Here is a 17,557-nt window from a genome sequence, read left to right as displayed (position 1 = left end):
CCTCGAAAAAGACACAAGTCATGTCTATTTCACAGTAAAACCCCTCAAAACCATCTACGGGAACTTCAAAATATAGCTCAGGCTCAACCAATGTGCATAACCCTGTGAGTAAAAATGTACAACATTTTTACTCTTGAAAAAAGCCAGCAACACTAACTCTATGAATATCAATATATCTCACTGAAATGACGCTTAAATGACATCGCTTCACTTTCTCGTCACCCCAGAGTATTAAATTCAACCAAAGACTTATCTAACTGCAATAAAAACGCCCCAACGGTAATTGAGGCGTTTAATATTTTAAATCAATAAGATGACTAAACTTCAATGGGGAAACTAAATTTCGTAGTGCAGACCACACTCACGTTTCAGCCCATTAAAGCGCGTTTCTTCCTCTGTCATGCCTAATTCAAGTGGTTTACTCGAATGGGTATCACCAACAGAAACATAGCCTTGGTCCCAAAGTGGGTGGTACGGCAAGTCAAATTGAGTCAGATAGAGGTGCACATCTTTATTCGACCACTCGATAATCGGCAATAATTTAAAGCGAGTGCCATGAATCGCCAGTATCGGCAGCGCCTCACGGGTGCTGGCTTGGCTGCGCCTCAGCCCTGCAAACCAAGTACCGACCTCAAGCTCGGCCAAAGCACGTTGCATAGGCTCAACTTTATTTAAACGGTTGTATTGCTCTAACCCGTCTAACCCTTGCTCCCACAACTGACCAAAGCGCGCCTCTTGCCATGCAGCTGTCATCACTGCTTGATACACTTTTACATTCAGTGACAAACGCTCGGTCAGCTCATCGATAAACCGATAGGTTTCAGGGAACAAATACCCTGTATCCGTGAGGATAACCGGAATATTCGCCTGTGCCTGACTCACCATATGCAGCATCACAGCGGCTTGAATCCCAAAACTTGACGACAGCGCATGATTACCGGGCAAATAAGTTAAGCCCCACAACACTCGCTCTTGTGCGCTCAATCCAGCTAAGAACTGATTGATGCGCTCAAGCGCTATCGTTTGCTCGGCCTTAGTCGCACTCAATAGCGCCGTTAACTCGGCCGTGCTGACCACTGTCGGCACTGTATCACTGGTTTTTTGCTCAAGATCAACCATGAAAATCCTTAGCGGCATCAATAACCGCCTTCACAACGCCCACGCGGACGGTGAAGTTACCAAAGGTTTCGCCTGCATCACGCTCTACGGCGTAGCGGCCAAACAAGGCATCCAATTCGGCGAGAATGTCCGCCTCTTGGATATTTTCTCTGTGCATCTTGTTCAGACGAGTCCCTTCAAAGCTTGCGCCTAAGTACAAGTTGTAACGACCTGGTGCTTTACCCACAAGGCCAATTTCAGCGGCAAAGGGGCGTGCACAACCGTTTGGACAACCTGTCATCCGCACCACAATCGCTTGCTCACTGATGCCGTGTTTTGCCTGTAGCGCATCGATATGATCGATAAACTCAGGGAAGTAACGCTCAGCTTCCGCCATTGCTAATGGACACGTCGGCAACGCCACACAGGCAATCGAATGACCGCGGGTTTGCGTCAACACTTGGCCCAGTAGTCCGTGTTTGCGGGCTAAGCCTTCAATGGTGGCTTTATCTTCTGCCGCCACACCTGCGATGATCATGTTTTGATTCGAGGTCATACGGAAATCGCCTTTGTGGATCTTAGCAATTTCACGCAGTCCCGTTTGCAGGGTTTGGCCCGGTAAATCTTTAATGCGGCCGCTTTCGATAAATAAGGTTAAATGCCATTTACCGTCAACGCCTTCGACCCAACCATAACGGTCGCCGCGGTCGCCAATCACAACATCACGCTTAGGCTCAAACTTCACCCCAGCGCGCAGTTCGACTTCGGCTTTAAACTGCTCATAGCCATGGTCGACGATAGTGTATTTAAGGCGTGAACGTTTACGGTTAACACGATTACCCCAGTCGCGTTGCACTGTCATGACAGCTTCGGCAAACTTCATCACGTCTTCAGTTTTGATAAAACCAAAGTCGTCAGCCAGACGTGGGAAAGTCTCCACCTCGCCATGGGTCGAGCCCATGCCGCCGCCAGCGGTTAAGTTAAAGCCAACCAACTCACCGTTTTCAGCAACGGCGATAAAGCCTAAATCGTTAGTGTAAACGTCAACATCGTTATCGGGAGGCACCGCAACCGCCATTTTGAACTTACGTGGCAGATAAGTTTTGCCATATACAGGTTCAACGGTTTCATCTTCGGTCGAAAGTAACTTTTCTTCATCTAACCAAATTTCGGCGTAGGCGCGCGTATGGGGCAACAGATGATCTGACAGTTGTTTCGCCACCGCATAGGCTTGCTCGTGCAGTTTCGATTCCACCGGATTAGGATTACACATCACGTTACGGTTAACGTCACCACAAGCGGCAATCGAATCCAGCGCTTCACGATCTAAGTCTTGAATAATGGTCTTCAAGTTACGCTTAGGAATACCGTGGTATTGGAAGGTTTGACGGGTCGTCAAACGAATGCTGTTCGAGCTGGTGAGCGTCGAGGCAATTTTGTCTACACCTAACCATTGCTGCGGAGAACAAATACCGCCAGGTACACGGGCACGCAACATAAAGCTGTATAAAGGTTCGAGTTTTTGCTCTTTACGTTCGTTACGTAAATCGCGGTCATCCTGCTGATAGAAGCCGTGGAATTTGATCAGCTGCTGATCGCCGTCACTGAAACTGCCGGTTACCGCAGAATCTAAGCCTTCTTTGATGGTCCCGCGCAGGTAATCACTGTCGATCTTTAGGTATTCGTTTAACGCTAACTTTTGCTCACTCATGGCAACTGCCTCTTAAATTCGGTTCGCTGACTGCACGGGTCATCACGTGTGCAGCTTTGGCTATTCTTATGCGTTTCTTATCTGCGCAACGGTTGAGATTAATACACGTCTTTTTGGTAACGCTTATCGCTGCGCAGGGTTTCAAAATAGGCTTCAGCCGCTTCGGTATTCAAACCACCGACTTCGACAGCCACCTCAATCAAGGCTTGGTGAACATCTTTCGCCATACGTTCAGCATCACCACAAATGTACAGATGCGCACCGTTTTGCAACCATTGCCACAGGGCTTGGCCTTGCTCTTTAATACGGTGCTGCACATATATTTTATGGGCTTGATCGCGCGAGAATGCCACGTCGATACGGCTTAAATCGCCATTTTTCAAATACTGTTGCCACTCAGTTTGATACAAGAAATCCTGCTCAAAGTGAGGATTGCCGAAGAATAACCAGCTATCGCTTTGAATCCCTTGTGCTACGCGCTCCTGCATAAAGGCACGAAACGGCGCAACACCTGTGCCAGGGCCAACCATGATCACTGGTGTTTCTGGATTTTCAGGTAAACGGAAATGCTTATTAGGCTCAACATAAACCTTAACCTGAGTGCCTTCCTGCGCAGAGGCTAAGAAGTGTGACGCGCCGCCAAAACGGGCCGCGCCGTGACGCTCATCTTCCACTAACGCCACGGTTAAATGCACTTCAGTTTCGACTTCGCTTTGGCTTGAGGCAATTGAATAAAGCCTTGGCGTTAATGGACGCAGTAATTCAAGTAGTTTTGCCGCGCTTAAGGCCACAGCACCATTGGATAACGGATACTGAGTGACTAAATCGGCAAATTGATGCTTAAGGATAAACTGACGTACTTGTTCTTTATCTTCGCTCAATGCCAGCAGTTCAGCGCTGCCGCTCAGTTCGGCCCAGGCTTTGACTAATCCAGGGTATAACTGAGTCAGCTCTTTCTTATCGACCAAGGCTTGCTTAAGGGTCAAGGATTCTGTGCCTAGAGTCACTAACTCATCGGCGGCCAATGACAGACCCGCTAAGACTTCATCGACTAACACTTCGTTATTACTAAACCACACACCGAGGGCATCACCCGCTTGGTAGCTTAGGCCTGACTCGCCAAGGTCAATTTCTACATGGCGCACGTCTCGGTCCGAACCGCGACCGGTAATTTTTTGGCTCACAAGCACTTCAGCGCTATAGGGATTTTGCTTAGTAAATTCGCTTTCGCCAATCGCTTTAGCGGTGCCGATAGATACCACACTGGCGGACGAGGTTTCGATCAGCGGCTTAACGGCCTCTAACACATCGGCGTGCCACTGACCCGCAGCAGCTTCATAGTCCACATCGCATTCAATTAAAGGTAACAGTGATTTAGCACCCAGTGCCGCTAGGCGGGCATCGAAGTCTTTACCGGTTTGGCAGAAAAATTCATAGCTTGAATCCCCCAATGCCAGCACTGAGTAATGTAAATTGTCTAACTTAGGCGCGCGTTTAGAGGCTAAAAACTTATGTAATTCAATCGCATCATCCGGCGCTTCACCTTCACCATGGGTGCTGACCACCAGCAAGAGCACAGTTTCTTGCTTCAATTGGCGAACATTGTATTCGCCCATTGAAGCCAGATTGACCGCATAACCATGCGCCTGCGCCTTATCGGCGAGCGCTTTAGCGACACCACGGCCATTACCCGTTTGGCTGCCATAGAGAATCGTCACGGTTTGAGCCGCTTGCACCTCTGCGGCAGGCGCTAATTGGCCAGCATTGGCGGTGGCAGCAAGATAGCCACTCACCCAAGCCAGTTGCACAGCACTTAACTCAGAAGTGAGTTGTTTTAGCTTCTCGACTTGTCCTTGAGACAATGGCGAAGCCAGCGATGAAAGTTCTTTTAACAACATGAGACGGCCCTATGACAGTGTAATGTCCACAAGCTTATCGCGGTTTAAGAAAAGCAAAAAAGAATAAAATCGGATTTTTAATTCCATTTTGGAATATACAAAGTGCAAAATTTAAGCTACAAAAGTGTGCACTGGTTAAAAGTTTTTGATCCGACCAGTGCAGAAACGGCCTGCTTGAGAAATATGCACTTGTGCCAAGCTAAAGTATTGCCACAATGGTCATGAGCCTGTCGAACAGTAATTTCTGTTGCCCACAGAATAGTTTGTTTTTAAAACAAAAGTGTCCATCCTAGATTGAATGCCCCAACTGGCTCGAATCACCAGCCGAGTAAATGCTGGCGATGACAGATTGTGCAGTTGAGTACGATGAAGGAAGCACAGCAGGCACAACGATTAAATAAACCATCAGGGAGTAGTCATGCAGATTGGAATACCGAGAGAAAGTCTCGCCGGTGAAACTAGGGTCGCCGCGACCCCAGCCACCGTTGAGCAGCTTAAAAAACTCGGCTTTGAAGTTGTTATTGAGGCCAATGCGGGTCAACTGTCAAGCTTCGATGATGCAGCCTTTGAGGCTGCAGGCGCGAAAGTGACAACTGATGTTTGGCAAGCCGATCTGATTTTTAAGGTCAATGCGCCAAACGACGCTGAAATCGAACAAATCAAAGACGGAGCAACTGTCGTCAGCTTTATTTGGCCCGCACAAAACCCTGAGCTGGTTGCGAAGTTAGCTAAACGCAAAATCAACGTGATGGCGATGGACATGGTGCCACGTATCTCCCGTGCCCAGTCACTCGATGCCCTCTCCTCTATGGCCAACATTGGCGGCTATCGTGCCGTGGTTGAAGCCGCGCATCAATTTGGCCGTTTCTTTACCGGTCAAATTACCGCTGCCGGTAAAGTGCCGCCCGCTAAAGTGCTAGTGATTGGTGCTGGTGTGGCAGGTCTTGCTGCCATTGGTACTGCAGGTTCGCTTGGCGCCATAGTGCGCGCCTTCGATACCCGCTTAGAAGTGGCCGAGCAAATTGAGTCTATGGGCGGCCAATTCCTTAAACTGGATTTTGGTAACGAAGAAGGTGGCTCATCGGACGGTTATGCTAAAACCATGTCGGATGAATTTATAGCCGCCGAAATGGCGCTTTTTGCTGAGCAAGCCAAAGAAGTCGATATCATCATCACCACAGCGCTGATCCCGGGTCGTCCTGCGCCTAAGCTCATCACCAAAGCTATGGTCGATAGCATGAAGAGCGGCTCAGTGATTGTTGATTTAGCCGCTGCAACGGGTGGTAACTGCGAATACACGCAATCGGGTGAGCTGTTTGTTACTCCTAACGGCGTAAAAGTGATTGGTTATACCGACCTTCCCGGTCGCTTGCCTGCACAATCGTCACAGCTTTACGGCACTAACTTAGTCAACCTGATGAAGTTAATGTGTAAAGAAAAAGACGGCACAGCCAGCATCAATTTCGATGATGTGGTCATGCGCAACATGACTGTGCTCAAAGAAGGTGAAGTGACCTTCCCGCCACCACCGATTTCGGTTTCTGCGGCGCCGGCAAAACCTGCCGCAAAAATCGCGCCTAAAGACACCACCCCGAAAGCGCCATCTAAGCTCAAGTACGTGCTCGCCGCCTTAGGCGCTGCTGGATTTGCAGCCGTGGCATCGGTTGCACCACCAGAGTTCCTGTCGCATTTCACGGTATTCTTACTGTCCTGCGTCGTCGGTTATTATGTGGTGTGGAACGTGTCCCACTCACTGCATACGCCTTTGATGTCAGTCACAAACGCGATTTCGGGCATTATCGTGGTCGGCGCCCTGTTGCAAATCGGTCAGGGTTCAACTTTGGTCACTGTACTGGCGTTTATCGCCGTGCTGATCGCCAGTATTAACATCTTCGGTGGCTTCACCGTCACTCAGCGCATGCTGAAGATGTTCCGTAAGGATTAAGGGGGTTTAACGTGTCTCAAGGACTGGTAACAGCAGCTTACATTATTGCCGCCATTCTCTTCATCTTCAGTCTCGCGGGACTGTCGAAGCAAGAGACGGCAAAACACGGCAATTTATTCGGAATCGCAGGTATGGCAATCGCCCTACTGGCTACCATTTTCAACCCTGATACTAACGGTATTGCGTGGATCTTAATCGCCATGGTGATTGGCGGCGCGATTGGTATCCGTTTAGCATTAAAAGTCGAAATGACTGAAATGCCTGAACTGGTTGCCATCTTGCACAGCTTCGTCGGTATGGCCGCTGTATTGGTGGGCTTTAACAGCTTTATCGACTTGCACCCACAGGAAGTATCGCAAGTCGTCGTGGCTGTCGGTGGCGATATCAATACGACGCTCGCCGCAGTGCATGATGCCCTAAGTGAAGCAGCAAAAGCTGCCAGCAAAGAGCATCTCACTGGCGCCATGCTTAACATTCACTTAGTCGAAGTCTTCCTCGGGATCTTCATCGGTGCGGTCACCTTCACAGGTTCTATCGTAGCCTTTTGTAAGTTACGTGGGCTGATTTCATCAAAACCTTTGATGCTGCCACATCGCCACAAGTTAAACCTAGTCGCAGTGCTAGTGTCTTTAGCCCTGTTGGTATACTTCGTACAGACAGGCGGCACTATGCCAGCACTGCTGTTGATGACCTTGATTGCCTTCGCCTTTGGCTGGCATTTAGTGGCATCCATTGGCGGCGCGGATATGCCAGTGGTGGTGTCTATGCTGAACTCCTACTCAGGTTGGGCAGCGGCAGCGGCAGGCTTTATGTTGTCGAACGACCTCTTGATTGTGGTCGGCGCGTTAGTGGGTTCATCGGGTGCAATATTGTCTTACATTATGTGTAAGGCGATGAATCGCTCGTTTATTTCGGTTATCGCAGGTGGCTTTGGCACTGATGGTGTAGCCTCGACTGCCGATGAAGAAATGGGCGAATACCGTGAAACCAACGCTGAAGATGTGGCGGATATGCTGAAAAATGCGACTTCTGTCATTATCACTCCAGGTTACGGTATGGCAGTGGCACAGGCGCAATATCCAGTGGCTGAAATCACTCAAAAGCTGCGCGATCGCGGCGTAAAAGTCCGTTTTGGTATCCACCCAGTTGCAGGCCGTCTACCCGGCCATATGAACGTACTGCTGGCGGAAGCGAAAGTCCCCTACGATATCGTGCTGGAAATGGACGAAATCAACGAAGACTTTAACGACACCGACGTAGTACTCGTCATTGGTGCCAACGACACGGTTAACCCTGCGGCAATGGAAGATCCAGGTAGCCCAATCGCAGGCATGCCTGTGCTCGAAGTATGGAAAGCACAAAACGTTATCGGCTTTAAGCGCTCGATGAACACGGGTTATGCCGGCGTGCAAAACCCACTGTTCTTCAAAGAAAATACGCAAATGCTGTTTGGGGATGCAAAAGCCAGTGTCGAAGCGATTTTAAAAGCACTTTGAGTCTGATGTAATTTCAGCAGAGTGGCAATCGCTTAGGCGAAACACCCTGTTTCAATGATAAAAGGGAGCTTAGGCTCCCTTTTCATTTCACATTTCTTTAAGCCTTTTAAGCTAGTCTCCGCGCCCATAGGATGTGAGGCTTTACATACCCACAATCCCCATCGTTTTCGCAGGTCAAAATGCGAAGTAGAATCTAACGCTATTTAAAGGAAAGAATGAATGTTGCTTGGACTGTTTATCCTGTCTGGCGTATTAATCAAAACCTCATTACTCGGGCTTGGCTGGATATCGATTGCCATCGGCCTCAGTGGGTATCTGTTTTGTCGCTGGTTTCATTTCAATTTGGATATCAAACTGATTGGGAAATTTAGACGCCTTTTCATCACAGCTGCGGCTCTGCATCTTCTGGTCTATATCGGCTTAATCACTAAGCTTTTCCTTATCGACAGCTTAGAAGACTTGCCCACATTTCTGATAAGTCACTTAGTGTTTCACCACATCATCAGCGCCACTATTGCTGCCGTATTAACTTTTATGGCTATTGGTATTTATCTACTGCAACAAAAAATAAAAACGCCTTACCCGCAGCAACTTAGAAAAGGCGCTAAATGACCTAAATGCCATTTAGACCATAGTTAACCCGTTCACTCTGTTCTATTTTACTTACAATTTATGCTGCCTGTGCACGCAGACTTATCTTTTCTATTTACGCTGGATCAGTTAAAACCATTCAAGGGAATAGATAATTTTCCTGCAAGTCTCTAAACATCCCCTAACCATAACGTAGAAGATTCTCGATAGGCACCTCAGAATCACAAGGATCACCTCAATGGACTGCAAACTGAGATTATATTTAGCCCTTAGACACCAGATTAATCGCATCGCCTTGTTAGCGTGCATTTTCCTTATCTCGCCAGTTCAGGCTGAGAATAGTCCGACTCACACAATGCCAGTATCCGAGAGAAGCAACTTAGTTTACGGTCAAAGTTTTACTCATAACTCCAATCTATATAACGCCGAACGTCGCTATATGGTAGCGCTGCCTGAACGCTATCACGCGACCCAACGTCAGTATCCGGTGCTCTATATCATCGATGGAGATTTTCAATTTCGTCACGTATCAGCAGCGGTCAACAATCTCGCCCGCGTCGGTAAAATCCCACCAATGATAGTGGTCGGAATTGCATTACAAGGCCAAGCAGATTATATAAAAAGCACCACGTGGGCGGCAGAGGATAATCCAGAATATGGTGGTGCAGCTTTGTTGCAGAGTTATTTAGCTCAGGAGCTCATTCCTTTAATCAATCAGCAATTTCGCACTTCAGGTAACAATGCCTTGGCAGGATATTCTCTTGGGGGCTTATTCACCTTGTATAGCATGATGCAGCAGAATACGCCCTTTAACGCCTATCTTGCCATGAGCCCAAGCGTTTGGTTCGACAACTACAGCAGCAACGCCCTGTTCACTCAATATCTCAAACAAAAACAGCAGGACAAATCTAAGCTGCCGCCCTTGTTTTTATCTGTAGCCAACGAACAAGGTATGGGCGTGGTGGAGATGGTCGATGCGATTAACCCCATAGCAAGCGAGTTAGTTGCAAATCAACAGTGGCGTTGGCAGTTCCAACAGTTTCCGGATGAAAACCACTACACTACAGCGATGCCTGCACTATTGGATGCTCTAGCTTTTCTTTCACCCCAGTATTTTATCGACCTTGATGAGCTAGTGAAATTGCCAAAGTACGCCGATGTATTCGATTTATTTGCCGCTAAACAACAAACTTGGGCAGGATTTCAACTCGAATGGTTACAGGCTTATACCTTCGCTAAATATGTGTTTATTTCAAAACAAGAAGAGCAAATTGATCAACTCCTAAAAGATGCCAAACAGCAATTACCAGCATCTTATACCGAATTATGTATTGGGCTCGCGAAAGTCTTTATTTATAAACAACAGGCTGATAAAGCGCAGCAAATATTACTCAGTGCAAAAACAGAAGGTGAGCTAAGCGCCGATTGGCAGCAACAGATGAGCCTAAGCTATGCCGCACTCGGTAATAAAGATGCTGCTCTAAAAGCACATCAACGCGCACTCTTCCTCGCGAAATCACAAGGTTTAGAAAGTTGGGAATGGTGGGAACTGGCACCTTAGCGCATGCAAATACTTCAAGCACAGTTAAAGGGCAAACGTGCCCTTTAACTGTGCTTAGCTAAGGCCAACATCGACTTTATAAATGGATTAATCTACAGCAATGTCGTTATCGTTAAGCTCTTTTGACAGGGTTTCATAATTCGTTTTAAGCTTCGGCAAGGTATCTTCTTGGATCTTACTCAGTAAATTTTGTAGCAGGCCCTTGCCGTAGGAAACACTGTAGTGGCGGGTTTCAATATTACTGATGATCTGCTCAGACTCTAAATAAAAACGACGAATATCGGACAAGATATGACTCGGCGTCTCTAGGGCATTGGCTGAATAGCGCATATTATCCCAAACAAACAGTCCCATTTGCGGGCGCATTTTCACTAAGCTATTACCGCTCACCGTTTCAACCATGTCGACATAACGGCTCAAAGTGGCCACGTTATCACTCACTTCATCATAGAGCGCATGGCGCAGATGATAGTTGTTTTGCATATTACTTAAGTTATCGAACTTAATCGCCTGCGATAAACCTTCCTGCGCGGCCAAATACACCCCGACAACCGTCGCAATGATCATAAAGACCTGACTCACCCAAAAACTGGTTTTGATGAGCTCTGTATTATCGAGCTTGATGTTACGTTTGGGAGCATCGGCGGCATTAGGGCTAGGGTTCATGTCCATATGTGTATCCTGTCAAATCAAGAGTAAAAAGCGGTATAACGCAATAAAGGGCCTATCTTACATGACAAAAGAATGAGTTTCCTCAGTAAAAATCACGATTTTCCCCCATAAAAAAGGAGCCATCGGGCTCCATTTTTATATGTGTTGGTCAGTCTTTTATGCTGCTTTTGCCACATCAAAATTGGACAACAACATCATAGCAGTACGGCCTATTAAATGGTTGATCGTGCGATCACCCGCTAAGCCTAACTCAGCAATCGCTTGTTGACGTGCTGTGCTCACCGCTCTAAAGAGAGTGATTTCATTGTTGGCACCACCACAAAGACTAAAGAACAGTCTCAATACTGCGCGGTAATGCTCTTCCTGCATAGCCTGCATCCATGATGTTTCTAATGCCTCTTGGCTAGAAAAATCCAGAGCCGCAACAAATAGATTACCAATACGGCTATCTAAACGAACGAGAAAATCGCTCTTGCGTGGAAAATGGTGGCTAATACCTGTGCGGCTAATCCCCGTTGCTTCAGATAACGTGGTATAAGACATAGTCTCAAAGCCGATAGTCAAAATTTGTCTTAACGCTTCATCCATAATCTGATTTATGGTTTGCTCAGTTTGTACTCGCGAGCGCTTAGCCATAGTAAAGTCTCCCCTCTTATTTTTAGGGGGAAAGCTTACCAAAGCCGCTCAGGGATTACTGCTGTTCACTCGGCTGCAACCAGCGTATTTCGCTTTTGTTCAGCTAGGGTTCAGTTTAAAACAGGCTTAAACATAGAATCAATTAACACCTTCATAACATTGAATTTTGTACCAACCAGTTATGCGCTTTTTCCTCGCCCATGAGTAAAACGAAGGTGGGTTGTAGATAATGTCCAAGTTCGGCTTTTCGCCAAAATAGATATTCAGGAAGGGGTTGCAACACACTCGCGCCAAAAGTGCGTTGCATTAAGCTCGAATACTCGCCTAATAACCTCGGCGCTAATTGCTCGGCTTTAGGATAAAAATCCGCCAAAAAATCCCGATAATCGGCAAAACTCGCCACGTGAGCCACCTTATAGTGGTGCAACACTTGTATCAGCATAGGCGAACTCCAGTGCGACAAGTATTGCGGACTTGTTAACGCATCGAGATTGCGTCTATGGTATTGCTGCCATACCAAGGCAAAATCACCTCGCTCCCGCGCGATACGCCAAACCAGATAAATATCGGCCAGCCATTCATGCTGATATGCGCTCAATTGAGTCGGTAATACTGTGCCTTGCAGAGCAAGGTTCTCCAAATGACCGAGCTCATGCCATAGGGTTAATTGCGGCTGTTCGAGCAAAGGTAATTGATAGGTCACCAGATCGACACTGGCTAACTGCACTTGCGGCGACTGCAACTCGTTGACTAAGACTAGGCCTGCAACCTTATTGTCATCGACGGGCATAACCATGGCGCCTCGCTGGCCTAAATCGCGCCTAAATTGATCTAACGTAGCGGGCAGCTGCGCCAACACTTGCTTAGGCAATAATGCCAAGCAAGCGCCAAGCTCTGGTAAAGGGCAAATCAAAGCCTGCTTATCGGCGATGGGCGTCCAAGACAGGCTAGATGCGAATACCAGAGCAACTAAGCTCACTGATTCGCCATGATATTTTGAATAATCGCCGTGGTCGAAATGCCATCCTCAAATCCCAGCACTTGCACTTGACCGCCAGCGGCAATCACTTCAGCGCCGCCTGCGATATCTTCCAGCTTATAGTCGCCGCCTTTAACTAATAAATTTGGCAACAGTCGAGCGATAATGCGCTGCGGCGTATCTTCACTAAAAGGCACCACCCAATCGACAGAGGCTAAGCCCGCTAACACGGCCATACGACGATCCACCTGATTGACCGGACGCCCCTCACCCTTTAGGCGTTTAACCGAGGCATCATCGTTTACTGCCACAATCAAACGATCGCCTAAGGCTTTGGCTTGTTTGAGATAACTCACGTGGCCCGCATGCAAAATATCAAAGCAACCATTGGTCATCACCACACGCTCACCGCGCAGTTTGGCTTGCTCTAAGGCATAGGCGAGTTGATCTTCACTTACCACTCCAAAACCCGATTCTCCATGGTGCAAAGCTAACGCTTCAATAAGCTCAATGCGGCTCACGGTAGAAGTGCCAAGTTTACCGACCACCACGCCAGCGGCTGTGTTCGCAATTGCACAAGCTTGGGGTAAATCGGCGCCCGCGGCTAATGAGGTTGCTAAGGCCGAAATCACAGTATCGCCAGCGCCGGTCACGTCATAAACTTCACGGGCAACGGTAGGAATGTGCAGCTCGGGCGCATTAGCGGTCACTAAGGTCATGCCCTTTTCAGAGCGGGTGACTAAGATGGCATCAAAATGATGTTGCTTAAGTAAGCCACGGGCTTTTTCCAGCAGATCCGCTTCTGAGGTCACAGTGCCCACAACCGCCTCAAACTCGCTCATATTCGGGGTGATCAACGACGCCCCCTGATAACGACCAAAGTCACTGCCCTTAGGATCGACTAACACCGTCACACCTTTTGAACGCGCTAAAGCAATAAAATCTCGCGGCTGATCGATAGCGCCCTTGGCATAATCTGACAACACCACCACATCGACGGAATCGAGTAAGGCCTCAGATTGCTTGAGCAAACGCACGCTGTCAGCCTTGTCGAAAGCTTCTTCGAAATCGAGGCGGATCAACTGCTGATTACGTGATAACACCCGCAGCTTAGTGATGGTTGGCTTGTCTGCAATGGTTAACCATTGGGGTTCAACCCCTAAGGTTTGCACGCCGAGCGTTAGGGCGTTGGCGGTATCGTCTTGACCGACGAGTCCAGCAAGTTGGACTTGACCACCTAAGGTCGCGATATTGAGCGCCACGTTGGCCGCGCCGCCGGGTCTGTCTTCGACTTGATTAATCTTCACCACAGGTACGGGGGCCTCGGGGGAGATACGTCCCGTAGGGCCAACCCAATAGCGGTCTAACATCACATCGCCGACGACTAACACTCTGGCTTTTTCAAATGCTGGCAGAGAAACCTTCATAGTGCTCTTATCTTTATGCAGAAATTAAACCGTGATTGTACCTAATTTTCAGTAAAAATTGAGTTAGAATAAGCAGTAATTTTCAAAAGTAGTGAGTATTTTTGTGGTCGAGAAAGCCGAGTTTTCATCTTCTTTATATCATCCTAAGCATTGGCCCATGTGGTTTGGCGTATTTTTAATGCGCTTAACTCAGCTTCTACCGCTCTCATGGCAGATGAAACTGGGTAAAGGTTTAGGTCGCTTAGTGATGAAATTTGCAGGCAGTCGCACTCATACGGCGCGCCGTAACTTGGCCCTTTGCTTCCCTGAAATGTCAGAAGCACAGCGAGAAGATTTACTCAAGCGTAACTTTGAAGAAACGGGCAAAGCCATTTTCGACACCATCAATGCATGGTGGTGGTCCGATGAAAAAGTGCAGCAGCACATGAGCATCACAGGCAAAGAACACGTGCAAGACACTCTCGATGCTGGCCACGGCGTCATCCTCTTTGCCGTGCATTGTTTACCGCTGGAAATGGGCGCACGTATCTTCGGCCAATTCCAACCCGGCGTGGGAGTGTATCGCCCACACAACAATCCTGTGATGGAATACCTCCAAGTTAAAGGCCGTTTACGCTCGAATAAAGGGCTGGTTTCTAAACGCGACTTGCGCCAAATGGTGCGCTGCCTGCGTAATCCCGATGTCATTTGGTACACGGCCGATCAAGACTTTGGCCGCTCCAGCGCGGTATTTATCCCATTTTATGCCATGCCAGATGCGGCAACCATTACGGGTGCCACCACGTTAGCCAAACTCGGCAAAGCCAAAGTCTTGCCCTTTTTTGTGGAACGTACCGAAGGCGATGAGGGCTATCGGATTGAAGTGATGCCACCGCTGGATAATTTCCCCGGTGAAGATGAATTAGCCGATGCCATTCGTGGTAACAAGATTATCGAATCCATCATAGATAAAAACCGCGCCCAATATATGTGGTTACATCGCCGCTTTAAGACCCGTCCCGATCCAACGGACAAATCGTTATATCAGTAACTCATTCAGTTTTTAAATACAAAAATGCCAGCAAATAAGCTGGCATTTTTATGGTGACTTTCGATGGTAAGGACCATCTAGCACATAGAATTAGAGCGCATTCTCAGTCGGTAAACGAATACCCACGTTAGTGACTTTGCCTTCATACAGCCCCGCCACCACCCAATGCAACGATTGCCATTGGAACTGATCGCCCAGCACAGGATTAGCGCCAAGCTGTGACACCACCAGATCGGCAACTGTCATATCGTCAGCGAGATTATCTAAACTCAAGCCATAAATTGGTGCGAGATCCGCAAGTTTAACGTCTGTTTCAATAAAGAAATCACCGAAGAAACGTTGTACTTCTTTATTTTCTGGCGCTTGGCTAAAGAGGTTACTCAAGGCTTCTAAACTGCGCTCCTGACCCAGCACGCAGAGTATATCGCCCGCTTCGAGGCGAGTGCTACCTGATGGATGCAGTAAAGTGTCATCCCTAAATACCGCCGCAATTCGTGTTCCATCTGGCATAGCTAAACGTTTTAACGGTTCACCAATACACCACTTACTTTCACTCAAACGATAAACAAACACTTCCCATTCGCTGCTCGGGTAAATTTCAACTCCCGAACGCGAAACGGGCAACGGCTTTGGGGGCAGTTCCACCTTAGCTAAACGCGCCGCAGTGGTCAAAGACGCACCTTGAACCAGTAACGAGACTAGTACAACGAAGAAGGCTAAGTTGAAGTACAACTGAGCGCCCGGTAAGCCCGCCATCATAGGGAACACCGCCAAGATGATAGGCACAGCGCCGCGTAATCCTACCCACGAAATAAACCAGCGGTCGCGACTGCTGAAGCTCTTAAAGGGCAATAGGCTGATCCACACAGCGACAGGACGAGCAAATAAAATCATCCCAAATGCCAGCGCAAAACCTGGGATCAAGATATCGACTAAATCGGAAGGGGTAAGCAATAAGCCTAATACCAAGAACATGCCGATTTGGCTGACCCATGTCATACCATCCAACACGTTCAAAATCGCATGGCGGCCACGGGTCGGCTTATTGCCGAGGAAAAGCCCGACTAAGTAAATCGATAAAATACCACTGCCGCCAAGTTTGTTGGACGCCGCATAAATGATCAGCCCACCGCTTAAGACTAAAATAGAGTACAGACCGTCGGCTAATTTGCTCAAATTAACCAGCTTCCACAGCATCCAGCCGCCGCCTAAACCTAAGCAAATCCCCAGACCAAATTGCTTAATAAAGCTGATAAACATAAAGCTGAAGGACAGCTCAGTGTCCACATTGGCGAGAATCGCAATCAGCGTCACTGTTAAAAACACTGCCATAGGGTCGTTACTGCCGGACTCAATTTCTAAGGTTGCCCCAACCCGCTCGTTGAGACTGCGCCCTTTCAATAATGAAAATACCGCAGCGGCATCAGTCGAGCCCACAATCGCGCCCACCAGCAAACCTTGCAACCAATGCAAGTCAAATAGCCATGCGGCCATCATGCCTGTGATACTTGTGGTAATAGCAACACCAAAGGTCGCTAGGGATAATGCAGGCCACAGCGCCACCCTAAAACTGGCAACACGGGTACGCATGCCACCATCGAGTAAGATGATAGCTAGTGCTAAGTTACTGACTAAATAAGCAGTGGAATAATCATCAAACAGTATGCCGCCAGGGCCATCTTCACCAGCCAAAATACCCACGGCAAGGAAGATCAAAAGAATCGGGATACCCAAACGGGAAGACATGGGACTGAGTAAAACACTCACAGCAGTAAGCAAGGCGCCAATCAGAAAAAAACTATTGATGGAATTTGCATCCACAAACGCCTCCTTATACAGGTTGTTTAGTTAAACGATAGACAAATCACCGAGGTTAAAAATGACTCAACTTACAATTTTATGATTTTATATTAGCACAAAAATAGCGAATTATTGGAGCGTTAAATATTAAATTTCAATCATCTACATAGAAAATGCCATAAATGTCACTTTGCATTAACCTTGAGATAAAGGCTAACGTAAAACCTAAATAACAGCAGAACATTTCCACACGACTTATAAAAATTAAAATAAATGAATATCAGATAGTTAAAAACAACGAACTCAACATAAACTTAAATCATTAAAGCCAAACCAGGCTGATAAACCTGTATAAACTAAGGGTATCATAGTGAATTCTGCACCAGATAAAACAATGTCGAGTGAAACGGCGAATATTCGAACATCACTCTCAAGCTAATTGTTTTCACACTATTTATCTAACAATCAATTCAACTCGGCGGGCTTTGTCAGGTTGCGCATCACCTAGTTCAAAAAGTATCTTAAGCAAGTGCACACACGCTATTTTCTTAAAACCAATCTATTCAGCCATCATTTTTGGCTGAGCGACCATCATAGAAGAACTACAACACAGTAGCTTAAAACAGGGAATTGCAGCGCATAGGGCGATAAAGTAGGCAGAGGGTTTAACGGTAAGTCTAAATACTGACAACCTCAGTCATCGAAGAAAACCG

The 17,557-nt window shown here is 47.5% G+C and carries 13 protein-coding genes; 5 read left to right on the top strand and 8 right to left on the bottom strand.

The window, feature by feature from the left end; all coding sequences use genetic code 11:
• Positions 1-336: 336 nt before the first annotated feature.
• From AYJ58_RS07370 to AYJ58_RS07360, 3 genes are all read right to left on the bottom strand, one after another.
• A complete protein-coding gene (locus AYJ58_RS07370) occupies positions 337-1,119 on the bottom strand; it encodes a phosphoadenylyl-sulfate reductase (protein WP_106649600.1) in 783 nt (260 codons plus the stop codon).
• Positions 1,112-2,809, bottom strand: a complete 1,698-nt coding sequence (gene cysI / locus AYJ58_RS07365; protein WP_106649599.1) for an assimilatory sulfite reductase (NADPH) hemoprotein subunit — start codon at positions 2,807-2,809, stop codon at positions 1,112-1,114. The genes AYJ58_RS07370 and cysI overlap by 8 nt, the downstream gene beginning before the upstream one ends.
• 98 nt (positions 2,810-2,907) lie before the next feature.
• On the bottom strand, positions 2,908-4,707 hold the full coding sequence (locus tag AYJ58_RS07360) for an assimilatory sulfite reductase (NADPH) flavoprotein subunit (protein WP_106649598.1): 1,800 nt from the start codon (positions 4,705-4,707) through the stop codon (positions 2,908-2,910).
• 418 nt (positions 4,708-5,125) lie between these two features.
• On the opposite strand from AYJ58_RS07360, the gene AYJ58_RS07355 reads away from it, so the two are divergent.
• The 4 genes from AYJ58_RS07355 (at position 5,126) to AYJ58_RS07340 (ending at position 10,300) form a co-directional block, all read left to right on the top strand.
• Positions 5,126-6,652, top strand: a complete 1,527-nt coding sequence (locus AYJ58_RS07355) for a Re/Si-specific NAD(P)(+) transhydrogenase subunit alpha (RefSeq protein ID WP_106649597.1) — start codon at positions 5,126-5,128, stop codon at positions 6,650-6,652.
• An 11-nt stretch (positions 6,653-6,663) separates the two neighbouring features.
• Positions 6,664-8,148, top strand: a complete 1,485-nt coding sequence (gene pntB / locus AYJ58_RS07350) for a Re/Si-specific NAD(P)(+) transhydrogenase subunit beta (RefSeq protein ID WP_106649596.1) — start codon at positions 6,664-6,666, stop codon at positions 8,146-8,148.
• Positions 8,149-8,367: 219 nt separating this feature from the next.
• The gene (locus AYJ58_RS07345) at positions 8,368-8,760 is read left to right on the top strand and encodes a hypothetical protein (RefSeq protein WP_106649595.1); all 393 of its coding nucleotides are present in this window, start codon (positions 8,368-8,370) and stop codon (positions 8,758-8,760) included.
• Positions 8,761-8,977: 217 nt separating this feature from the next.
• Positions 8,978-10,300 carry an alpha/beta hydrolase gene (locus AYJ58_RS07340; RefSeq protein ID WP_106649594.1) on the top strand — a complete coding sequence of 441 codons (1,323 nt, stop codon included), beginning with the start codon at positions 8,978-8,980 and terminating at the stop codon, positions 10,298-10,300.
• Positions 10,301-10,387: 87 nt separating this feature from the next.
• Here AYJ58_RS07340 and AYJ58_RS07335 read toward each other — a convergent pair whose 3' ends face one another.
• The 4 genes from AYJ58_RS07335 to hldE all read right to left on the bottom strand — a co-directional run bounded on the left by AYJ58_RS07335 (position 10,388) and on the right by hldE (position 14,014).
• Positions 10,388-10,972 carry a hypothetical protein gene (locus AYJ58_RS07335; protein ID WP_106649593.1) on the bottom strand — a complete coding sequence of 195 codons (585 nt, stop codon included), beginning with the start codon at positions 10,970-10,972 and terminating at the stop codon, positions 10,388-10,390.
• Between the two features lie 156 nt (positions 10,973-11,128).
• Entirely contained in the window at positions 11,129-11,608 is a 480-nt protein-coding gene (locus AYJ58_RS07330) for a TetR family transcriptional regulator (protein WP_106649592.1), read from the bottom strand.
• Positions 11,609-11,759: 151 nt separating this feature from the next.
• Positions 11,760-12,587, bottom strand: coding sequence for a hypothetical protein (locus AYJ58_RS07325; protein ID WP_106649591.1), 828 nt, complete (start codon positions 12,585-12,587; stop codon positions 11,760-11,762).
• A complete protein-coding gene (gene hldE, locus AYJ58_RS07320; protein ID WP_106649590.1) occupies positions 12,584-14,014 on the bottom strand; it encodes a bifunctional D-glycero-beta-D-manno-heptose-7-phosphate kinase/D-glycero-beta-D-manno-heptose 1-phosphate adenylyltransferase HldE in 1,431 nt (476 codons plus the stop codon). The genes AYJ58_RS07325 and hldE overlap by 4 nt, the downstream gene beginning before the upstream one ends.
• Positions 14,015-14,117: 103 nt before the next feature.
• Here hldE and AYJ58_RS07315 point away from each other — a divergent pair, with 103 nt between their 5' ends.
• Entirely contained in the window at positions 14,118-15,044 is a 927-nt protein-coding gene (locus tag AYJ58_RS07315; protein ID WP_106649589.1) for an LpxL/LpxP family Kdo(2)-lipid IV(A) lauroyl/palmitoleoyl acyltransferase, read from the top strand.
• 90 nt (positions 15,045-15,134) lie between these two features.
• Here AYJ58_RS07315 and AYJ58_RS07310 read toward each other — a convergent pair whose 3' ends face one another.
• Positions 15,135-16,865 carry a potassium/proton antiporter gene (locus AYJ58_RS07310; RefSeq protein ID WP_106649588.1) on the bottom strand — a complete coding sequence of 577 codons (1,731 nt, stop codon included), beginning with the start codon at positions 16,863-16,865 and terminating at the stop codon, positions 15,135-15,137.
• Between the last annotated feature and the right edge of the window lie 692 nt (positions 16,866-17,557).

The sequence above is a fragment of the Shewanella sp. Pdp11 genome (assembly GCF_002838165.1).
GTDB lineage: Bacteria > Pseudomonadota > Gammaproteobacteria > Enterobacterales > Shewanellaceae > Shewanella > Shewanella hafniensis.
The sequence above is the reverse complement of the archived record's forward strand: the minus strand, read 5'-3'. Positions and strand labels throughout refer to the sequence as shown.